A 19954-nucleotide genomic window follows, 5' to 3' on the forward strand; every position below is an offset into this window, starting at 1 on the left:
AATTGCGCTATATCATGAAAAACTGTGAAATTAATTTTCTGTTTATGTAACTGATTACCACGTTTTGACGAAAAAAGTGCCAGGTCGTGGCATCGCGCAGATATCAACAATAGTGCCTACTCGGTCACACAACCATTCACAGAGATATGTAAAAATGTGCGCGGTTTAGCATGGCCAAAGAGCCACTGTTCAAGTACCACCCCATAAAAATCAAACAAAATAGTATAGATAGAATCCACAGCGGGAATTCTCAAACTATGACCACCCTGATTGAACAGCTGGCTGCCGCAAAAGGTATCGCCAGCGAGTATGTCGATGCCTGGGGCCACCCGGCCCAGGTATCAGAAGAGAGCAAGGCCGCCATGCTGGGCGCCATGGGCTACCGCGTCGATGACGAGGCCGCACTGGTGCAGCAGCTGGAAGAGGAGCATCGCCAGCACTGGCTGCGGGCGCTGGATCCTGTGATGGTGGTTCGCACCGGCGACGCCGTTACCCTTGAGGTTCGCCTCCCCATCGAATTCGTCAACGACGCCCTCACCTGGCAGCTCCAGCAGGAGCAGGGTGCGGTGCTGTCCGGTCAATTCACCCCCATCGAGGGTGAGCTGGTCGGCGTGGCCGAATTTGAAGAGATGGAGTGCCAGGCCTATCGTGTCACTCTGGATATGGCCCCGGAGCTGGGTTATCACCAGCTGGTGTTGCTGGAAGAGGGCAATGACGAACCACTGGCCACCATGCGCCTCATCGTCGCCCCCAAGGCCTGCTACAAACAGGCGCCGATTGCCGATGGCCGCAAGGTATGGGGTCCGAGCGTGCAGCTCTACTGCCTGCGCAGCCGCCACAACTGGGGTATCGGTGATTTCAGCGATCTGGGCCAACTGGTTGAGAAAGCCGCCGCCTGGGGTGCCCACTTCGTCGGCCTCAACCCCATCCACGCCCTCTATCCGGCCAATCCGGAGAGCGCCAGTCCCTACAGCCCCTCTTCCCGTCGCTGGCTCAACGTGGCCTATATCAATGTGGAAGCGGTGCCCGAATTCCAGCAGAGCGATCGCCTGAAGGCGGAAGTGGCAAGTCCTGCCTTCCAGCAACATCTGGCCGACCTGCGTGCCAAAGAGAACGTCGATTACACCGGCGTGATCCAGACCAAACTCGGCATGCTGCGTCAGGTGTTCGACGAAGCCAGCCTTGACGCCGAGCGTCAGGCTGCCTTTGATGCCTTCGTGGCCGCCGGTGGCGACAGCCTGCAACAGCAGGCAGCATTTGATGCCCTGCAGGCCCACTTCTATGCCAAAGGCGAAAATGCCTGGGGCTGGCCGGTATGGCCGCAGGAGCTGCGCGATTACCACAACCCTGCCGTTGCCGCCTGGATGGCTGAGCACCCGCAAGATGTCAACTTCTACCTCTATCTGCAGTTCCTGGCCGACGAGCAGCTGGCGCAAGCCGATGCCCGTGCCAAGGCTGCCGGCATGGTGATGGGGATCTACCGGGATCTGGCAGTGGGCGTCTCCGAAGGCTCCACCGAGATCTGGGCCAACCAGGATCTCTACTGCCCGAAAGCCTCGGTCGGTGCGCCGCCCGATATCCTCGGCCCGCTTGGTCAGAACTGGGGCCTGCCCCCGATGAACCCGAACAAGCTGTTTGAAGCGGCCTACCAGCCGATGGTGGACTTGTTCCGTGCCAACATGCGCTCCTGTGGCGCTCTGCGCATCGACCACGTGATGGCCTTGCTGCGCCTGTGGTGGGTACCGCCCGGAGCGTCCGCCGCCAAGGGCGCCTACATCTACTATCCGGTCAACGATCTGCTGGGCATTCTGGCCCTCGAATCCCACCGTAATCAGTGCCTGCTGATCGGCGAGGATCTGGGCACCGTGCCGGAGGGGATCGACGTGACTCTGAAAGAGAACGGCGTCCACTCCTACAAGGTGTTCTTCTTCGAGCGCTCCAAGGAAGATGGCGGCTTTATCTCTCCGGCGCACTACACCGAGCAGGCGATGTCGGCCCTGACCACCCACGACATGCCGACCCTCAAGGGCTTCTGGCATTGCGACGACCTGGCGCTCGGTCGTCAACTGGGGCTGTATCCGGATGAAGATGTTTTGAAGACTCTGTATGCTGATCGCCACCAGGCCAAACAGCGGATCCTCGACAGCTTGCATGCCCACAAGGTCATCTCTGACAACATCAGTCATGACGTGAACTGGGTCGGCATGAACACCGAACTCAACCACGGTCTGCAGATCCACATGTCCCGCGGCAGCTGCGCCCTATTCAGTACCCAGCTGGAAGACTGGCTGGAGATGGACAAGCCGGTCAACGTACCGGGCACCAGTTACGAATACCCCAACTGGCGCCGCAAGCTCTCCGCTGATCTGGAAGATATTTTTGCCAATGAGGCACTCAAGGCACTGGCTGGCAAGATGAGCCAAGCCCGTGATGAGGCCAGTCGTTGAGACGCTGTCTACCACAGCGCACTCACCTAAATCCACTCCGGCTTCGGCCGGAGTGGATGCTCTGTCATGAAAGGAAATCTCGATGCTCGTTGAACGTTTGGTTGCTGCCCGCTGTTCCGATCCCTTCTCTCACTTAGGCCTGCAGGCCAATCCGGATGGACCCGGCCTCAAACTGACCGCCTGGTTGCCTGATGCCCTCGAAGTTCGCGTCAAGGATCTCAAGTCGGGCAAAGTCGTTGCCACCCTGGCGCCCACCGATGAATCGGGTCTTTTTGAAACTGTTTTCACCCGCCGCAAAAACTCCTTCCCCTATCAGCTGATCGCCAGCTACCAAGATGCCACCACCGAGGTCATCGACCCCTATCAGTTTCAGGATGCCGCCTGGGCAGGCCTGGCCGAACTGACCGCCCAGCCGGAAAACCTCTATCACACCCTTGGCGCCCAGCTGCGCACCGTGGAGCATCTTGGCCAGCAGGTGGAGGGGGTGCGTTTCGCGGTCTATGCGCCGAGCGCCACCGCCGTGAGCCTCATCGGCGATTTCAACTTCTGGGATGGCCGCCGCCACCCGATGCAGCGTAGCCTGTGCGGTCACTGGGTGCTGTTTGTGCCGGGCCTCAAGGCCGGGGATCGCTACAAGTTCGAGCTCAAGGACCCCATGGGCAACCGGCTGCCCCACAAGAGCGACCCTGTCGGTTTCTACTGCGAGCAGTATCCGTCGTTCGCCTCCGTGGTCTATGACCACGCCCAGTACCAGTGGCATGATGCCGAGTGGATTGCCAGCCAGCACAACGACAAGCGCGAGCAGCCGCTCTCCATCTATGAGCTCCATGTCGGCTCCTGGAAGCGCCACCCCAACGGCGACAGCCTGAGCTGGCGCGAGCTGGCAGTGGAGCTGGTCGCCTACGTCAAGGAGATGGAGTACACCCACATCGAGCTGCTGCCGGTCTCCGAGCACCCCTTCAGCGGCTCCTGGGGCTACCAGCCGGTGGGAATGTTCTCCCCTACCAGCCGCTACGGCACCGCTGATGATTTCAAATACTTCGTCGACCAGTGCCACCAGGCTGGCATCGGCATCATTCTGGACTGGGTGCCCGCCCACTTCCCGTCCGATGCCCACGGCCTGGCCCGTTTCGACGGTACCCCGCTTTACGAATATGAAGATCCGCGCCGTGGCTGGCACCCGGACTGGAACTCCTACATCTATGACTTCGGCCGCGACACAGTGCGCCAGTTCCTGGTGGCGAGCGCCCTGTTCTGGCTCGACAAGTTCCACATCGACGGCCTGCGGGTGGATGCGGTCGCCTCCATGCTCTATCTGGATTACTCCCGCAACGCCGGTGAGTGGGTACCGAACGTCGATGGCGGCAACCACAACTACGAGGCGATCAGCCTGCTCAAGTGGACCAACGAGGAGGTCTACGGCAAGTATCCCCACGCCATGACCATAGCCGAAGAGTCCACCGCCTTTGCCGGCGTCTCCCGCCCCACCTTCCTCGGCGGCCTCGGATTTGGCTTCAAGTGGAACATGGGCTGGATGCACGACACCCTCACCTACATGCAGAAAGAGCCGATCCACCGTCGCTACCACCACAACGACATGACCTTCTCCATGGTTTACCACTATGACGAGAACTTCATCCTGTCGCTCTCCCACGACGAGGTGGTGCACGGCAAGCACTCCATGCTCTACAAGATGCCGGGCGACGAGTGGCAGCAAGCCGCCAACCTGCGCGCCTACATGGGCTTCATGTACGCCCACCCGGGCAAGAAGCTCAACTTCATGGGCACCGAGATCGCCCAGAGCAACGAGTGGAACCACGACGCCCAGCTGCCGTGGCATCTGCTGCAATATCCCAAGCATGCCGGTCAGCAGCGGCTGATCCACGATCTCAACCACCTCTACCGTCATGAGCCTGCCTTGTATCAGGCCGATTATGAGCAGACCGGCTTCCGCTGGCTGGATCACAACGATGCAGACAACAGTATCTTTGCCTGGCTGCGGGCGGACAAAGAGGGCAAGCAGGCTATTGTGGTGGCTTGCAACTTCACCCCGGTGCCCCGCATCGAATATCGGATCGGCGTCCCTGCGGCGGGCCACTATCGGGTGGTGCTCAACACCGACAGCGAGTATTACTGGGGCAGTAACTATGATGTAGGTCTGGTGTTCGCTGCCGAGCCGACCCCCTGGCAGGGGATGGCACACAGCATAGTGCTGGATCTGCCGCCGCTGGCGACCTTGTTTATCAAACAGGAGTCTTGATGCTTGTAATGGAAAAAGGGGTGGGCCACCCACTGGGGGCCCGCCTTGACGAGAACGGTTGCCACTTCTGCGTCTGGGCCCCCCAGTCGGACAAGGTGGAGATCTGCCTGTACGACGAGCAGGAGCAGGAGCTGGCGCGCCTCGAGCTGCCCGGCCGCCGTGGCCAGTATCGCTTTGGCTACGTGCGCGGCGTAAAGGCCGGTCAGCGCTACGGCTATCGGGTCTATGGCACCCCGCAGGAGGGGATGCTGTTCGATCCGCAAAAACTGCTGATCGACCCCTACGCCAAGGCGCTCAGTCGTCCCACCTACTGGGATGAAGCCCTCTATCAGGGGGACAGTGCCGGGATGATTGCCAAATCGGTGGTGGTGGATGACAGTTTTGACTGGCAAGGGGTTGGTAAACCCGGGATCAGCCCGGCCCGCACCATTATCTACGAGACCCACGTCAAGGGCTTTACCAAGCAGCACCCTGGGATCCCTAAGGAGCTGCAAGGCACCTACCTTGGCATCAGCCATCCGCTGATCATCGAGCATATGAAGAGTCTGGGGATCACCTCAGTGCAGCTGATGCCGGTGGCCGCCTTCATGTCGGAACCGCGACTGGAGCAGCTGGGACTGACCAACTACTGGGGCTACAACCCCATCGCCTTCTTCGCCCCGGAGCCGCGCTACAGCACCCGAGCAGACGAGGCGGTGACCGAGTTCAAGACCATGGTGCGCGAGCTGCACCGGGCCGGTCTCGAGGTGATCCTGGATGTGGTCTACAACCACACTGCCGCCTCTGGCTTCGACGGCCCTACTCTCTCGTTCAAGGGCTTTGACAACGCCGGTTACTACGCCTTCGAAGCGGGCCCCCACGGCCCGGACTACACCCGTCACGCCAACGTGACCGGCTGTGGCAACAGCGTCAATCTGGATCACCCCAACACCCTGCGGCTGGTGCTCGATGCCCTGCGTTACTGGGTCACCGAGATGCAGGTGGACGGCTTCCGTTTCGATCTGGCGGTGACACTGGCGAGGGAAGCGGGGGAGTTCGAGCCCATGGGCGCCTTCTTCAAGGCCGTGATGGCCGACCCTGTGCTGTCACAGGTCAAGCTCATCGCAGAACCCTGGGACATCGGTCCCTTCGGCTACCGGCTGGGTCAATTCCCGAGCCAGTGGCAGGAGATCAACGACCGCTACCGCGACACGGTGCGCGCCTTCTGGCGCGGTGATGCGGGCAAGATGGGGGACTTTGCCACCCGCTTGGTAGGCTCGCGGGATATCTTCCCGAAGAACTGGCGCTCCCCCCACACCAGCGTCAACTACCTCTGCTATCACGACGGTTTCACCCTGGAGGATCTGGTCTCCTACAACCAGCGCCACAATCAGGCCAACGGTGAAGACAATCGGGATGGCCACGGCAACAACCTCTCCTATAACCATGGGGTAGAGGGGCCGACCCTGGATCCGCGGGTCAACAGCCTGCGCCAGCAGCAGAAGCGCAATCTGATTGCCACCCTGCTACTCTCCCAAGGCACTCCCCACTTCCTCGCCGGCGACGAGATGGGCCGCAGCCAGCTTGGCAACAACAACGCCTACTGTCAGGACAACCAGATCAGCTGGGTCAACTGGCAGTGGCGACCGGAGGATGAGCGGCTGTTCGCCTTCACCCAGCAGATGATGGCGCTGCGGGCGGAGTCGTGCGTCTTCTCCAACCTGCAACTGAGCGACGACAGCTGGAATGGCACCCCGTCCAGCTGCCATCAGGTCAACTGGTATCACCCGGACGGCCACCAGCTCACCGATCAGGATTGGCACGCCCCCATGGGGCAGGCGTTCGCCATGGATATCGGCATGATCAACTGTGTTGGCGAGCGCTGGTACGTGCTGTTCAACGCCAGCGATTATGATATCCAGTTCCGCCTGCCGCCGCCGGGGGAAGGGCTGGAGTGGATCCAGACCATCGACACCGCCACCAACGATGGGCTGCCCTTCCTGCCCGATGACATCAAACGGCAGGTAGCGGTCGGCCGGGCCCACTCCCTCAAACTGCTGGAGCGGGTGGCGCTGGCCAGCACGGCGGAGGATGCCCAACCACCGCAGCAGGAAATTCTCCCTGCATCCGGTAAGGAGATGGTTGCCACCTCGATCACAGATACAGGTAAAGCATAAGAGGCATGCTGGAGTCAGCTTTACGGAGCCGCTATGCTGGGCTCCGGTATGGATGGCAAGGAGTCGGTATGAGCAGTAACAATCCGGAACAGTGGCGCAGCAAACTGACCGCCGAGCAGTTTCACGTCTGCTGGGAGAAGGGCACCGAACGCCCCTACAGCGGCGCCCTGCTCCACAATCGCAAGAGCGGCGACTACCTCTGTGTCTGCTGCAAGAGCGTGCTGTTTCACTCAGGAGCCAAGTTCGATTCCGGCTGCGGCTGGCCCTCGTTCGACAAGGCCATCGAGGGGACGGTTGAGTACACCGAAGACAACAGCCACGGCATGAAGCGGGTGGAGATCACCTGCCGCCAGTGCGGCTCTCACCTCGGTCACGTCTTCCCCGATGGACCGACCGAGACCGGTCAGCGCTACTGCGTCAACAGCCTGAGTCTGGATTTCGATCCCGACGCTTAAGCGGCTGACCCATTGCAATAAAAACGGCGCCTCCACTATGGAGGCGCCGTTTTTTTATCGGGATTTAACCGCATTCACGCCAGCAGGATAGCAGCCATCACCAACAGGGCCGCGATGGCCGGCACCGGCAACTTCAACACCCGCAGCAGATAAAAGCCGATAACGGCCAGCGCCAGATCTCTCGGAACCAGCACTGCACTCTGCCACACCGGCTGATAGAGGGCCGCCAGCAACAAGCCCACTACGGCAGCATTGATGCCGGTGACGGCCCCCGCCAGACGGGGACGGGCCAGCCACTGTTGCCAGCAGGGGCCCACCGCCCAGAGCAGCAGAAAACCGGGTGCAAAGAGCGCCAGGGTCGCCGACAGGGCCCCAATCATCGGCATCTCGGGCTGCAACTGGGCGCCAAGATAGGTGGCAAGGGTAAACATGGGGCCCGGCACCAACTGAGCCAGGCTGTAACCGGTCAGAAACTGCTGCTCGTTGAGAGTGTGTCCCACGCTCTCTTGCAGTAGCGGCAGCACCACATGGCCACCGCCAAACACCAGACTACCTGCGCGATAGAAGTCGGCAACCAGCTGACCAAGCGGACTACCGAGCAGCGGCAGACCGATAAAAAGGATGCCAAACAGCAGCAGGGTCGGCCAATGAGGCTGACTGGCAGCGGCAGCAGGCAGCTCGGCGGTGGCAGGGCGACTACCCGCCCCGCGCTGGCTGCGGGCGCAGATCAGCGCCGCTCCCGCCAGCATCAACAGTTGAGTCATCAGACCGGGCTGCCACCAGAGTGCAGCAGCGGTCACCACCATGATCCCTTGGGTCATTCCCGTGGCACAGAACTGACGACTCATGGTGAGCACCGCATCGGCCACCACGATGAGCGCCAGCAGCTTGAGGCCGTGCAGCGCCGCATCAAGCCACAGATTGCTGCCCAGCTGACCGATACCGATCGCGGCCGCCAGTAGCAGCAGAAATGAGGGCAGCGTGAAGCCGACAAACGCAGAGAGCGCCCCGCCCAGACCGGCGCGATGACGACCGATGGCGAAACCAAGCTGGCTGGAGGCGGGCCCCGGCAGCAGCTGGCACAGCGCCAGCAGGCGGGCAAACTCGGCCTGTGTCAGCCAGCCGAGCCGCTGGACGAAGGTACGCTGGAAATAGCCGATATGAGCGGCCGGGCCGCCAAAACTGATGCATCCCAGCCATAAAAACTGAATAAATACCTGTCCCACGCTCTTCTCCCTCATCCCTCTTCTCCCGATGGAGAGGGGATATTATGACAGCGCGATGATCGTTTTATGACAATCAGGCTGATTCGGCCGACACCATGGGCATATCACCCGGCAAATAGCAGCGTCCCGCCAGCCAGCAAGCAATGGACTGGCGGCTGGCGTCGAAATGGGGCTCGGGCAACTCGCGCGGATCGCACCAGACCCAGCCTTCGCACTTCTCCGGCTCCAGCAGTTGCGGTTCGCCATCGGCTCGGGCGTGCAGCGTCACCGAGATATAGTGCAGCCCGCTCTCGCGCCAGGTCTCCAGATTGTTGGTCACCGCTACCACCTCGGGCCCGTGGATCTCAAGTCCGGTCTCCTCGGCCACCTCGCGGATCGCCGCCGACTCGAAGCTCTCCCCCAACTCCAGATGACCACCCGGGATCGACCAGTAGGGGGCATGGCTCCCTTTGCGTTTGCCAAGCAGCACCTGGTCTTGGGCGTTGGTCAGGATGACGCCGACCCCGACGCGGGGATAGAGAGTGGACATGAAAACGCTCCTTCAATCAGGCAATAAAACGGCCCCACCATAGGCCCAAGGAGGGTACAGGGCAAGCCCCGGCTGCACGGCACCTGCGGCCGTCAGTGGTCCCCCCCTTGCCCCTTAACCGGTTATCACTGATGCTGGGGAGTGAAGGCCGGATGGAGAGGTCATCCCAATCCTCTCAGTCCCCCATTACCCCGAGGAGTCCGCCATGAAAAAATTGCTCCCCCTGTGCGCCCTGCTGCTCACGGCTTGCCAAACCACGCAGCCCCCCAACTCGCTCGCCATCGATGATGCTGACGCCTGGCAGGCCATTTGCAAAGATGGCACCCGGGTTCGCGCCGTGGTAGCAGAGGGGATCTGTGGGGATCATCGCGGGGTAGCCATGTGGACGAATAAGCCAAGAGCTGAACGGATGGCAGGAGAAGCCGCCAAATAGTGTGATCCAGACACCATAAAATGACACTGCCGGCCAATTGGCCGGATTTTTTCGCGATCTCGCCAGCACTTTGCCACCTTGTTCATGGTGCGCTCAGTTTTCTGTTCCCATACTGGCCCTACAGTTCCAAAAGAGGAGAGACAAGATGCAAACATCCATCGTCGGGCTCTCCATTCTGTGGGGGCTAGCCAGTTTTGGTGTTCAGGGGGATTTCATCGAGAGCCGTGATTCCGTTGCGCCATCCTGGCAAGCCGAGTCCAGAGTGGAGATGGAAGGTTATCTGATTGAATCGCTTGGCGAAGATCGCTGGCTGTTCGACAACGGCAGCGAGAGCCTGCTGGTCTCCCTGCCCGAGGGGCAGTGGGTGCCGACCGGCGAGCGACTGCGAGTCAGCGGCGAACCGCAGCAGGAGCAGAGCGGCTGGCTGCTGCAGGTGGAAGACATCAGCCAGGTCAGCGTCTGACCACAGCAGTCACCCCGTCACCGCGACAGCTAACCCAGACCCGATAACCACGACCGAATAACCAAGAGCGAATAGCAAAAGAGGAGGCCACTGGCCTCCTCTTTCTGTTTCTATTAAGCGGTTTGCGCAGCCTCAACCCAGATGATTGAGCGGCAGCGCCGTCTTGTGCTTGATGCGGCGCAGCACGAAGCTGGAGCGCACACCGGTCACCCCCGGAATATGGGTCAGTTTGTCCAGCAGGAAGTGCTGGTAGTGCTCCATGTCGCGCACCACCACCTTGAGCTGGTAGTCGGCATCATTACCGGTGATGAGATCACACTCCAGCACTTCCGGCAGCTCGCTGATGGCACGGTCGAAATTCTCGAACCGCTCGGGCGTATGTCTGTCCATGGAAATGTGAATGTAGGCGGTGAGGGTGAGGCCAAGCTGGCGGGCGTTGAGCAGAGTAACGTGGGTGTCGATGAGACCGGCATCCTCCAGCGCCTTGACCCGGCGGGAGCAGGGGGACGGGGAGAGCCCGACCAGCTCGGCCAGTTCCAGATTGCTGATGCGGCCATTCTCCTGCATCAGCTCGAGAATATGTCTGTCTATGCGATCAAGTTTCAGCATTTACCCTTCCTCGTTGCAATGACTAATCCACTTTTCCTAGATTAAGGGTGAACTATTGCAAAAACAACCGAAATAAGTGGTCACTTTGCAACCACTCACCGGCACGGGAGGGATACTATGGTTACATCTTCCGGTGGCGAAGCAGATACCTGACCGGGTCTCTGCGGTGAAGGACCTTACCGGGTCAAGAGCCCCATCAGCCGTCTTACCTTATCGGGAAACGACGGGCTGGAACGAGAGAACCCCCTCCCCGAAGGCAACAAAGCAGGCATCCCGGCGCCTGCTTTGTTGTTTTTGGGCGTTTGACGAAATCAGAGCGCAGGCGGCGTGATGCGATAGAGGCAGCGATGCGCCCCCTCCAGCAGATATTGCTCCCGCTCCACCGTCGCCGGCGCCAGCAGCTGGCGAAACAGCGCCAGTTCGCTGCGACAGAAACCGCGGCAGGTACGCGCTGCCGCACAGATGGGGCAGTGGCTCTCCCACAGCAGCCAACTGCCATCCTCTTCGCGAAGGATCTCCGCCATATAGCCCTCGCGAGTACGCAGCTCCTTGAGCGCCGCCAACCGGCCAGATAAGCCATGGGACCCCAGCGCCTCCTGATAGCGAGCAAGCATCTGCTGCTCCCGCTGCTGGATCAGCCGCTCCATCCCCTCCTCGCCAAACAGCTCGCGCACGTTGTCGATCAGCTGCACGGTCAGGTCGCTATGGCTATCGGGGAAGCGCTGCCAAGCCTGCTCGGTGAGCTGCCACAGCCGCACGGGACGACCGCGCCCGCGCGCCTCGTCGCTGAATGTGACCCACCCCTCCTGCTCCAGTGCGAACAGGTGCTGGCGGGCGCCCATGGAGGTCATCTGCAACTGCTCCCCCAGCGCGGCGGCGCTCTGCGGGCCATGGCTCTTGAGCAGAAACAGGATCTTGTCGGTGCTTGCGTTCATGATCTCATTATGGGGAGCCACCTTTATTAAATCAATAATTCACTTTACTTAATCCCGTCTATGAACCAGCATAAATAAACCAATAACTTTACTTAATGGGTGAGGCATGGAGAAACACGAGCACAAAAATCCCCTCTGGGTGCTGGTCATGACGGTCACGCTGGCAGTTGCAGGCTTCAGTCTCCCCTCCCCGGTGTTGGCTCCTTTGCTGCTGGAGCCGGCCCACGGCATGCTGACGCCGGAAGCCTCCGACTGGAGCCGCAAGGTGTGGCTGGGGGTCATCATGGGGCTCTATCCGCTGTTCCAGCTGGTGGGCAGCCCCTGGCTCGGTCGCCTCTCCGACCGCTATGGCCGCAAGCCACTGCTGTTGCTCTCGCTGGCGGGGGTACTGGCAGGCTATGCCCTGATGGCACTCGGTATCGCCTGGCGCTCCCTCCCCCTGTTGCTGCTCAGCCGGATTGTGGAGGGGCTGTGCAACGGCAACATCGCCATCGTGCAGGCGATGGCGGCAGATCTCGCCGGCAAGGAGCACAAGGCGCGCAGCTTCGCCTGGATCAACATCGGCATGAATCTGGGCTGGGTAGTGGGGCCGATGCTCGGGGGCTACGCCGCGGTGATCTCGGGGGATTACAGTCTGGCTGCCTGGCTGGCGGTAGGAATGACCCTGCTCAACCTGCTACTGGTCTACTGGCTGATCCCCTATCGTCCGCCGGTGGCGGCCACCCGTCAGGCTGTGACCCTCTCCAGCCGCCAGCTATTGCTGCAACCGGCCCTGCTGCCCTACTTCGCACTCACCCTGATCAGCTATGGCGCCGTGCAGCTCTATTTCACCTACTTCAATATCTGGCTGGTGGAGAGGCTGGCCTGGGATCCGGCCCAGCTGGCGCAGGCGGCGGTGCTGGTGAGCCTGCCCATGATGGCGGGCTCCTGGCTCGGCTCCCGCATCGCCCGTCACTGGCGCGGCAGCTCCCTCGGCATTGTCGGCCATCTGGTGATGGCGAGCGGCATGCTGCTCTTTATCCTGCCCGTGCACTGGTGGGGACTGGCGCTTACCTTCGTTCCCGCTGGCATCGGCATGAGTCTGGGGGAGCTGGCCACCTCGGTGGCGATCTCCAACCGCAGTCACCCGGAGCAGCAGGGGCAGGCGATGGGGCTCTACCGCGCCCTCGCCGTAAGTAGCGAGATCCTGGCGGTGCTGCTCGGCAGTCTGGTGCTGCTGGCCAGTACCGAGTGGCCCTTCTATCTCGCCACCCTCTGCTCCCTTGCCAGTGCCGCCGGTTTCTATCTGCTGCGCCGCCGTGCCGACCGTCGTCAACAGCTGGCAAGCTGCACCTGAGCCACGAAGGGATCACAGTTCGGCGCTTCGGCCGCGGGCAAGACTTGCATCGGGGCGCCGGGTCTGGGACGGTAAAGCTCTTTGCGGATTTGTTCGATGCTGGAGGAGCTATGAGTGAGTACAAGGCCATCGCGCTCGATATGGATGGCACCCTGCTGACCCGGGATCACAAGATCTCGTCGGCCACCCGGGCAGCCCTGGCGCAGGCCCGCGCCCACGGCATCAAGGTGCTGCTGGTCACGGGGCGCCACTACATGACGGCACGCCCCTTCCACCACGAGCTGGCCCTCGATACCCCCCTCATCTGCAGCAACGGCGCCTATCTCTATGATCCGGTGCAGAACCGGATCATCAGCGGCGACCCGCTGGCGGTCGCCCCGCTTACCGAGCTGCTGGCCGCGGTCGAGGCGCAGCAGATGGGCGCCCTGTTCCACCTGAGCGAGGGCATTGGCTACATCGGCTGTGAAGAGCATGTCACTCGCATCCGCCACTGGTCGGCCAATCAGCCGGACCACCTCAAGATCGCCCTCCACCCGGTCGAGGTGCTGGCAGGCTGGCTCGACAACCCGGTCTGGAAGCTGGAGCTGTTCAATCAGGATCCGGCGCGCCTGCACACCTTTATGGGCGAGGTGGTCGAGCAGATGCCCTTTACCCGTGACTGGGCGGCCCCCTATGCGGTGGAGCTGGTACAGCCCGGTTGCAGCAAGGGCAACCGGCTTGCCCAGTGGGCAGCCAGCGAAGGGATTGCGATGGATCAGGTGGTGGCGTTTGGTGACAACAACAACGACATCAGCATGTTCGAGCAGGTGGGGCTGGCGGTGGCCATGGGCAATGCGGCCCCGCAGATCCAGAGTCATGCCCATCGGGTCACGGCCGACCACAACGAAGATGGCATCGCACTGGCGTTGCAGCGCTGGGTACTGCCCTGATCTGACAGGATGCAACATGGCCAGCACACGGGCTGGCCATGAAGAGAGGGATTAACCGCCGAAGGAGAACTGGATCACCCGATCCGGATAGCGCAGACGGTTGTACTCCCGGCGCAGGGATTCGTAGTGGCGAATGGCCCGATCGCGCTTGGCGCGGTAGTAGTCGCGCTGTTCCGTGTTGGTTTCGTTGCGGATGCTGCGCTCCAGCGTATCGATATCACGCTCGGTACGCTCCAGCTCGTCGCTGATCTCCCGCAGGCGGGCAGCCAGTTTGTACTCTTCGTAGCCACGCTGATACTGCTTGAGGAAGCTGGCATCATTGGGGCATACCCCCAGATAGGCCTGCCCCTCCTTGCCCTTGCTGTAAGCCAGCTCGGGAATGCAGTAGAGCTCCAGCCCCTTGTCGTAGCCCCGTTTCCACTCGGCTTCATCCACTTTGAGGCCATATTCGCTGCAAGACGAAACGTAATCGCGGGTCGCCTGACGGGTTTTGCCTTCCGATCCATCCTGATAACCCAGGTTGTACCAGCTCATGGTGCGGCACTCATCTTCTGACAGGGCACTGCATCCCGCCAGCAATACCGGCAGGGTCAGCAACAGGATTTTGGGGGACATGAACAGACTCCGGAAAAGATAGTGACCGGCATTCTAGAGAGGATAAAAGGCCATAACAAGGGATGCGCCCCCGCGTGGTCTGGTGCGGTTTATTTGATATTTTTGTCACTATTCAACGCCGTGCCAGACGGGCAGCCAACCCGCTTTCCTTGTTATCAGGTGCAAGGTAAACTGCGCCATCTTTTAACTGGCGCGCAACAAAAACAATGAAAGTCCTGATCGTCGATTACCGCTCACCCGATGCGGCCCAACGCTTCACCGAATCCCTGCGAACCACCGGCTTTGGCGTGCTGACCAACCACCCCATTCCGAAAGAGCTGGTGCAGTCCATCTACGACAACTGGTATCGCTTCTTCATGAGCGAGCAGAAGCAGGATTTCCTGTTCAACCGCGAGACTCAGGATGGCTACTTCCCCCCCTCGGTCTCCGAGGTGGCCAAGGGCCATAGCCAGAAAGACATCAAGGAGTACTTCCACATCTACCCCTGGGGCCAGATGCCGGAAGAGCTGAAGGAGCAGGCGATGGAGTACTATCGTCTGGCCAACGGTCTGGCCGCCGAGCTGCTGGGCTGGGTCGAGCAGTACACCCCGGCCGATATCGCCGCTCACTACAGCTGCCCCCTCTCCTCGATGATCGAAGAGAGCCAGAAGACCCTGCTGCGGGTGCTGCACTATCCGCCGTTCGATGGCACCGAGGAGCCGGGCGCCATCCGCGCCGCCGCCCACGAAGATATCAACCTGCTCACCATTCTGCCCGCCGCCAACGAACCGGGGCTGCAGGTGAAGGGTTCCGACGGCGAATGGATGGATGTGCCGTGCGACTTTGGCACCCTCATCATCAACATCGGCGACATGCTGCAGGAGGCCTCTCGCGGCTACTACCCTTCCACCACTCACCGCGTCATCAACCCGACCGGTGGCAGCGCAGCCAAGTCGCGTATCTCCCTGCCGCTGTTCCTCCATCCGCGCCCGGATGTAGTGCTCTCCGAGCGTCATACCGCCCACAGCTACCTGATGGAGCGGCTGCGGGAGCTCGGGGTGATCTAGTCCGCCGACGAGCAGTTGTCAGAGACCAAGCCGGAGCAATCTCGCTCCGGTTTTTATTTGGTGGCAGGATTGGGCAATAAACAGAATTAAATTAGCCAATCATGCCAATAAATCGCATTTACACCTGATAACCGTCGTAGTGATTGCGCCGTGACCTCCGTAACATGAGCGCCATTCTGCCCCTGCCAAGGGGCGCTCGATTGGAGTTCTTATGAAGCAGTCCCAATGGTCATCCCGACTCGGCTACATCCTTGCCGCAGCGGGTTCCGCGGTCGGTATCGGCGCAATCTGGAAATTCCCCTACGTCACCGCCGTCAACGGCGGCGGCGCCTTCCTGCTGGTCTTTCTGCTGTTCAGCTTCACCCTGGGGGTTGCGGTACTGATGGGGGAGACCCTGCTCGGCAGCATGAGTCGCCGCGGGGTAGTCGGTGCCTTCTCCGATCTGCTCGGCAAACAGTGGCGCTGGGTTGGGGTAATGGGGGTGATCTCTACCCTGCTCATCTACTGCTTCTACAGCGTGGTGGGCGGCTGGACCCTGGGTTATACCAGCATGGCCATCTCAGGCCAGCTCAACCATGGCGATGCGGCGGCTCTCACCGCCCGCTTCAATGACTATGTCAGCGGTGACGTCTGGCCAATCCTCACTCACCTGCTGTTTGCCGCCCTCACCTGGATGGTGGTGCAAGGGGGCATTCAGAAAGGGGTGGAGCGCACTCTGCGCTGGATGATGCCGGCCCTGTTCCTGATGATCCTGATGCTGGTCGCCTTTGGCCTCACCCTGCCCAATGCGATGGCGGGAGTACGTCACTTCCTGATGCCCGACTTCAGCAAGCTGGGGATGTCTGGCGTGCTCGATGCCATGGGACTGGCCTTCTTCTCCCTCTCCATCGGTCTGGGCATCCACACCACCTACGGCGCCTATCTGCCGACCAGCGAAGGGGTTGGTCGCTCCAGCCTCTGGGTGGTGCTGCTGGCCAGCATGGTGGCAGTGCTGGCGGGTTTGATGATCTTCCCGGTGCTGGCCTCGACCGGTATCGACCCGGCCTCCGGCCCCGGTCTCACCTTTATGACCATGCCGGCGGTATTTCAGCTGCTGCCCTTCGGTCAGGTGCTTGAGGTGATCTTCTTCGCCCTGCTGGTCTTTGCCGCGCTCTCCTCGGCCATCTCCCTGCTGGAGCATTTGCAGTGCTTCCTGTGCGAGACCTGGGGTTGGTCACGCCGCACGGCCTGCAGCGCCATCACTGGATTCGTCATGGTTAGCGGTGTTCCGGTCAGCCTGTCGTTTGGCCCGCTGCAACACGCAACCCTGTTTGGCAAAACCATCTTCGAGCTGCTGGACTTTGTCACCTCCAACCTGATGATGCCGCTGTTCGGCCTGATGCTGACGCTGCTGCTGGGCTGGAAGCTGGGACGCAAGGCGCTGCCGCAGGGGATTGCCAGCCACTGGCATCACTTGCTGATGAACTGCTGGCGCTGGATTGCCCCCTTGCTGATCGGCGGGATCTTGATTCGCGGTCTGGTGTGACAGTTACTCTTCGCGGGTGGGCTCATCGGCCCGCCCCTGGGCGGCTCTGACGGCCTCCAGGGCATGCTGCCAGCGGGTGATCTCGGCATCATCCGTTCCCTTGGAGAAGACGATATAGAGACCGGCCTGATGGAGCAGCACGCCACTGCTGACGATGCTGCGCCGGGATAACCCCATCTTGTCGAGGGTGGCCTCCATCACCAGCTCCGCCATCGGCAAGGCATCGATCTTGCCCAGCATCAGCCGCTCTATCGCCTCCCCGACTGTCTTGTAGCGCACCAGATTGGTGTAGCCCTCATGGGTCAGCCGCACGTCATCGGCATTACCCAGCACGACCCCCACTCTGGGCAGATCCCGCAGCTGTGCCAGCGAGGTCAGCGGGTGGCGACTATCCGGCGCCTGATAGATAAAGACCCGATTGATAAAGAGCGGGCCAACCCATTTGAAATGGGACTCCCGCTCCGGGAGCCGCTGTACCACGAACAGTCCATAGCCGGGCTCGACCCGTGCCAGCGCCAGCGCCCGCTTGAGCGGGTAAATCCGCACCGGATAGCGGGTGCCAAGCTCCTCCTGCACCTCATCAATCAAACGAATGGCGAAGCCATCAAGCTTGCCATCGCGGTATTCGGTAAAGGGGGGTAAGTCGTGACTCAGCAGGGTTAATCCGGACTGCGCCGACACACTCAGGCTGATCAGTAACCAGGGCAGCACCATCCATCTCATACGACATCCTGTCTCATCGTTGTTCCCGTCAGCGCCATGTAGCGGTCACTAGTTCCAGAAGAAGCTACGTCGATTATCGCCCAGTAAATAGCCACAAGGTAGAAAAGATACGGCCCGGCGAGGTTTTCCCCCATTGAGTTGTACGTATAGCCAGAGTGGTGACAGCGGCACACATAAAAAATTTTTGATTTTATGTGTCAATTATTCTTTCCATGGTTTAGGCTGTTCCCTCATTCATTGGTCAGGTTGCCACCTCATGTCTGCCATCCTCGTGCTGTTTGGTCGATTTTTTAGCTCGCAAGAGAGGTGACCTTGCACGCACAGTTTTTCTGAATGTTCATTGCAAAGGTCGCCTCGGGCGGCCTTTTTGTTGTCTGTCGTTTATTGCTACAGAGGAGTATTGCTTCGATGTCGTGTTACCCGGAGGTTGTATGAGCCAGGTTCAGTGGTCTTCCCGTCTCGGTCATGTGCTGGCCGCAGCAGGCACAGCGATTGGCCTTGGTGCCATCTGGAAGTTTCCCTATGTGACCGCCACCAATGGCGGTGGCGCCTTTCTGCTGGTGTTTCTGCTGTTCAGCTTCACCCTGGGGGTAGCGGTACAGGTCGGCGAAACCCTGCTCGGCAGCCATAGCCAGCGCGGGGTGCTCGGCGCTTTTCGCAAACTGGTGGGGCCGAACTGGCGCTGGATGGGGTATATGGGGATCGCCTGCGGCTTCTTTATCTACAGCTTCTACAGCGTGGTCGGTGGCTGGACCGTGGGTTACGCCGCGCTGGCGATGGCTGGCAAGCTCAACCTGAGCGAGGGGAGCGCCCTCACCGCCCTGTTCAACGGCTATGTCAGCAACCCCTGGTGGCCGGTGCTGACCCATCTGATCTTCGCGGGCCTGACTTGGTGGTTCGTGCAGGGGGGTATTCAGAAAGGGGTGGAGCGGGCACTGCGCTGGATGATGCCCGCGCTCTTCATCATGATGCTGCTGCTGGTGGGGGTCGGTCTCTCCATGCCGGGCTCCATGGCGGGTGTGCGCCAGCTGCTGCTGCCGGACTTCTCCATGCTGACCGGCCAGAGCGTGCTGGACGCGCTGGGGCTGGCCTTCTTCTCCCTCTCCATCGGGCTCGGGGTACACACTACCTATGGCGCCTACCTGCCCAATAGCGAAGGGGTGCTGCGCTCCGGGGTCTGGGTGGTCACACTGGCAAGCCTTATCTCGGTGCTGGCAGGCTTGATGATCTTCCCGGCGCTGGCCTCCACCGGCATCGATCCCACCGCGGGCCCAGGGCTCACCTTTATGACCATGCCTGCCGTGTTCAGTCATCTGCCGTTCGGTCAGGGGCTGGGGGTGATCTTCTTCCTGTTGCTGCTGGTCGCCGCTCTCTCCTCCTCCATCTCCATGCTGGAGCATTTGGTGCGCTTCACTACCGAAGAGTGGGGCTGGTCGCGTCGTGGAGCCTGCCGGGTACTGACCCTGCTCATCATGGCCTCCGGCATTCCGGTGAGCCTGTCGTTCGGCCCATGGAACGATCTGACCCTGTTTGGCAAGACCATCTTCGAGCTGCTCGACTATCTGACCTCCAACCTGATGATGCCGCTGTTTGGTCTGGTACTGACCCTGCTGCTGGGCTGGCGATTGGGTGATGCCATTCTCCCTTCGGGCCTGTCACCCACCCTGCGTCTGGCGCTGCTCTGGTGCTGGCGCGTGGTGGCGCCGCTGCTGATCAGCGGGATCCTGATCCGCGGGATCATGTAACACCTTGCGAATCCGTGCGGGCAGGCCTTGGCCTGCCCTTTTTATTGCTGGCGTTTGCTTTAACAGGCGTTCATATGAGCAGCATCACGATGGACAGGAGTGAAGTCAGTGGCCGTCGAACAATCTCGGAAGAGCAGGATGAAGAAGGATCGGAGTGGCAGAGTGGCAGAGTGGCAGAGTGGCAGAGTGGCAGAGTGGCACAATAAGAGGTGGTGCTTTGCTCGCCACAACGGCAACAGAAGAAGCGGGAGTACTGAATTTCAGGCAAAAAAAAATCCCCATCTGAATGGGGACTTTCTCTGCAACTGAAGCTTATATCTCAGCCTCGCTTGCGAATATGGTGGTCGTTACTGGGATCGAACCAGTGACCCCCTCCTTGTAAGGGAGGTGCTCTCCCAGCTGAGCTAAACGACCTGGGATTCTGAAATGATGGTGGGTCGTGCTGGATTCGAACCAGCGACCAATTGATTAAAAGTCAACTGCTCTACCGACTGAGCTAACGACCCATCTAAATCATTTTTT

At 60.7% G+C, this 19954-nt stretch carries 17 protein-coding genes and 2 tRNA genes; 11 read left to right on the forward strand and 8 right to left on the reverse strand.

Features of this window, described 5'->3' with window-relative positions:
• The first annotated feature begins 257 nt into the window (after positions 1-257).
• The 4 genes from malQ (at position 258) to msrB (ending at position 7318) form a co-directional block, all read left to right on the forward strand.
• Positions 258-2447, forward strand: a complete 2190-nt coding sequence (gene malQ, locus G5154_RS15165) for a 4-alpha-glucanotransferase (protein WP_421251153.1) — start codon at positions 258-260, stop codon at positions 2445-2447.
• An 82-nt stretch (positions 2448-2529) separates the two neighbouring features.
• Entirely contained in the window at positions 2530-4707 is a 2178-nt protein-coding gene (gene glgB, locus G5154_RS15170) for a 1,4-alpha-glucan branching protein GlgB (protein ID WP_421251152.1), read from the forward strand.
• Positions 4707-6863, forward strand: coding sequence for a glycogen debranching protein GlgX (gene glgX / locus G5154_RS15175; protein WP_258720742.1), 2157 nt, complete (start codon positions 4707-4709; stop codon positions 6861-6863). Before glgB ends, glgX begins: the two co-directional genes overlap by 1 nt.
• A 68-nt stretch (positions 6864-6931) precedes the next feature.
• Positions 6932-7318: a peptide-methionine (R)-S-oxide reductase MsrB gene (msrB, locus tag G5154_RS15180; protein WP_040068248.1), complete on the forward strand. Its 387-nt coding sequence runs from the start codon at positions 6932-6934 to the stop codon at positions 7316-7318.
• A gap of 74 nt (positions 7319-7392) precedes the next feature.
• On the opposite strand, the gene chrA is transcribed toward msrB, so the two are convergent.
• Positions 7393-8544 carry a chromate efflux transporter gene (chrA, locus tag G5154_RS15185; RefSeq protein ID WP_421251200.1) on the reverse strand — a complete coding sequence of 384 codons (1152 nt, stop codon included), beginning with the start codon at positions 8542-8544 and terminating at the stop codon, positions 7393-7395.
• Positions 8545-8617: 73 nt separating this feature from the next.
• The gene (locus tag G5154_RS15190) at positions 8618-9073 is read right to left on the reverse strand and encodes a nucleotide triphosphate diphosphatase NUDT15 (RefSeq protein ID WP_103250915.1); all 456 of its coding nucleotides are present in this window, start codon (positions 9071-9073) and stop codon (positions 8618-8620) included.
• A 205-nt stretch (positions 9074-9278) separates the two neighbouring features.
• Here G5154_RS15190 and G5154_RS15195 point away from each other — a divergent pair, with 205 nt between their 5' ends.
• Together G5154_RS15195 and G5154_RS15200 are read left to right on the forward strand one after the other, a co-directional pair.
• Positions 9279-9506, forward strand: coding sequence for a hypothetical protein (locus G5154_RS15195; protein WP_421251151.1), 228 nt, complete (start codon positions 9279-9281; stop codon positions 9504-9506).
• A gap of 145 nt (positions 9507-9651) precedes the next feature.
• On the forward strand, positions 9652-9969 hold the full coding sequence (locus G5154_RS15200; RefSeq protein WP_005343224.1) for a hypothetical protein: 318 nt from the start codon (positions 9652-9654) through the stop codon (positions 9967-9969).
• A gap of 132 nt (positions 9970-10101) precedes the next feature.
• On the opposite strand, the gene G5154_RS15205 is transcribed toward G5154_RS15200, so the two are convergent.
• Positions 10102-10578: an Lrp/AsnC family transcriptional regulator gene (locus G5154_RS15205; protein ID WP_005304871.1), complete on the reverse strand. Its 477-nt coding sequence runs from the start codon at positions 10576-10578 to the stop codon at positions 10102-10104.
• Positions 10579-10889: 311 nt separating this feature from the next.
• Positions 10890-11513 (reverse strand): helix-turn-helix transcriptional regulator, encoded by a 624-nt coding sequence (locus tag G5154_RS15210; protein WP_376902267.1) that lies wholly within the window; start codon positions 11511-11513, stop codon positions 10890-10892.
• 106 nt (positions 11514-11619) lie between these two features.
• On the opposite strand from G5154_RS15210, the gene G5154_RS15215 reads away from it, so the two are divergent.
• Together G5154_RS15215 and G5154_RS15220 are read left to right on the forward strand one after the other, a co-directional pair.
• Positions 11620-12849 carry an MFS transporter gene (locus G5154_RS15215; protein WP_421251150.1) on the forward strand — a complete coding sequence of 410 codons (1230 nt, stop codon included), beginning with the start codon at positions 11620-11622 and terminating at the stop codon, positions 12847-12849.
• 110 nt (positions 12850-12959) lie between these two features.
• Positions 12960-13778: a Cof-type HAD-IIB family hydrolase gene (locus G5154_RS15220; RefSeq protein WP_421251149.1), complete on the forward strand. Its 819-nt coding sequence runs from the start codon at positions 12960-12962 to the stop codon at positions 13776-13778.
• Positions 13779-13829: 51 nt separating this feature from the next.
• Here the strand turns inward: G5154_RS15220 and G5154_RS15225 are convergent, their stop codons facing one another.
• The gene (locus tag G5154_RS15225) at positions 13830-14393 is read right to left on the reverse strand and encodes a DUF2799 domain-containing protein (protein WP_005362971.1); all 564 of its coding nucleotides are present in this window, start codon (positions 14391-14393) and stop codon (positions 13830-13832) included.
• Between the two features lie 206 nt (positions 14394-14599).
• Between G5154_RS15225 and G5154_RS15230 the strand changes: the two genes are divergently transcribed.
• The gene (locus tag G5154_RS15230; protein WP_421251148.1) at positions 14600-15439 is read left to right on the forward strand and encodes an isopenicillin N synthase family dioxygenase; all 840 of its coding nucleotides are present in this window, start codon (positions 14600-14602) and stop codon (positions 15437-15439) included.
• Positions 15440-15650: 211 nt separating this feature from the next.
• Entirely contained in the window at positions 15651-16964 is a 1314-nt protein-coding gene (locus tag G5154_RS15235; protein WP_421251147.1) for a sodium-dependent transporter, read from the forward strand.
• Positions 16965-16967: 3 nt separating this feature from the next.
• Here the strand turns inward: G5154_RS15235 and G5154_RS15240 are convergent, their stop codons facing one another.
• A complete protein-coding gene (locus G5154_RS15240; protein ID WP_005362977.1) occupies positions 16968-17687 on the reverse strand; it encodes a substrate-binding periplasmic protein in 720 nt (239 codons plus the stop codon).
• Between the two features lie 431 nt (positions 17688-18118).
• On the opposite strand from G5154_RS15240, the gene G5154_RS15245 reads away from it, so the two are divergent.
• Positions 18119-19432, forward strand: a complete 1314-nt coding sequence (locus G5154_RS15245; RefSeq protein WP_421251146.1) for a sodium-dependent transporter — start codon at positions 18119-18121, stop codon at positions 19430-19432.
• Between the two features lie 338 nt (positions 19433-19770).
• Here the strand turns inward: G5154_RS15245 and G5154_RS15250 are convergent.
• A tRNA-Val gene (locus G5154_RS15250) sits at positions 19771-19846 on the reverse strand.
• Between the two features lie 16 nt (positions 19847-19862).
• Positions 19863-19938, reverse strand: a tRNA-Lys gene (locus G5154_RS15255).
• Between the last annotated feature and the right edge of the window lie 16 nt (positions 19939-19954).

Source organism: Aeromonas sp. 600527 (assembly GCF_049175415.1).
In the GTDB taxonomy this organism is placed as follows: domain Bacteria; phylum Pseudomonadota; class Gammaproteobacteria; order Enterobacterales; family Aeromonadaceae; genus Aeromonas; species Aeromonas veronii_A.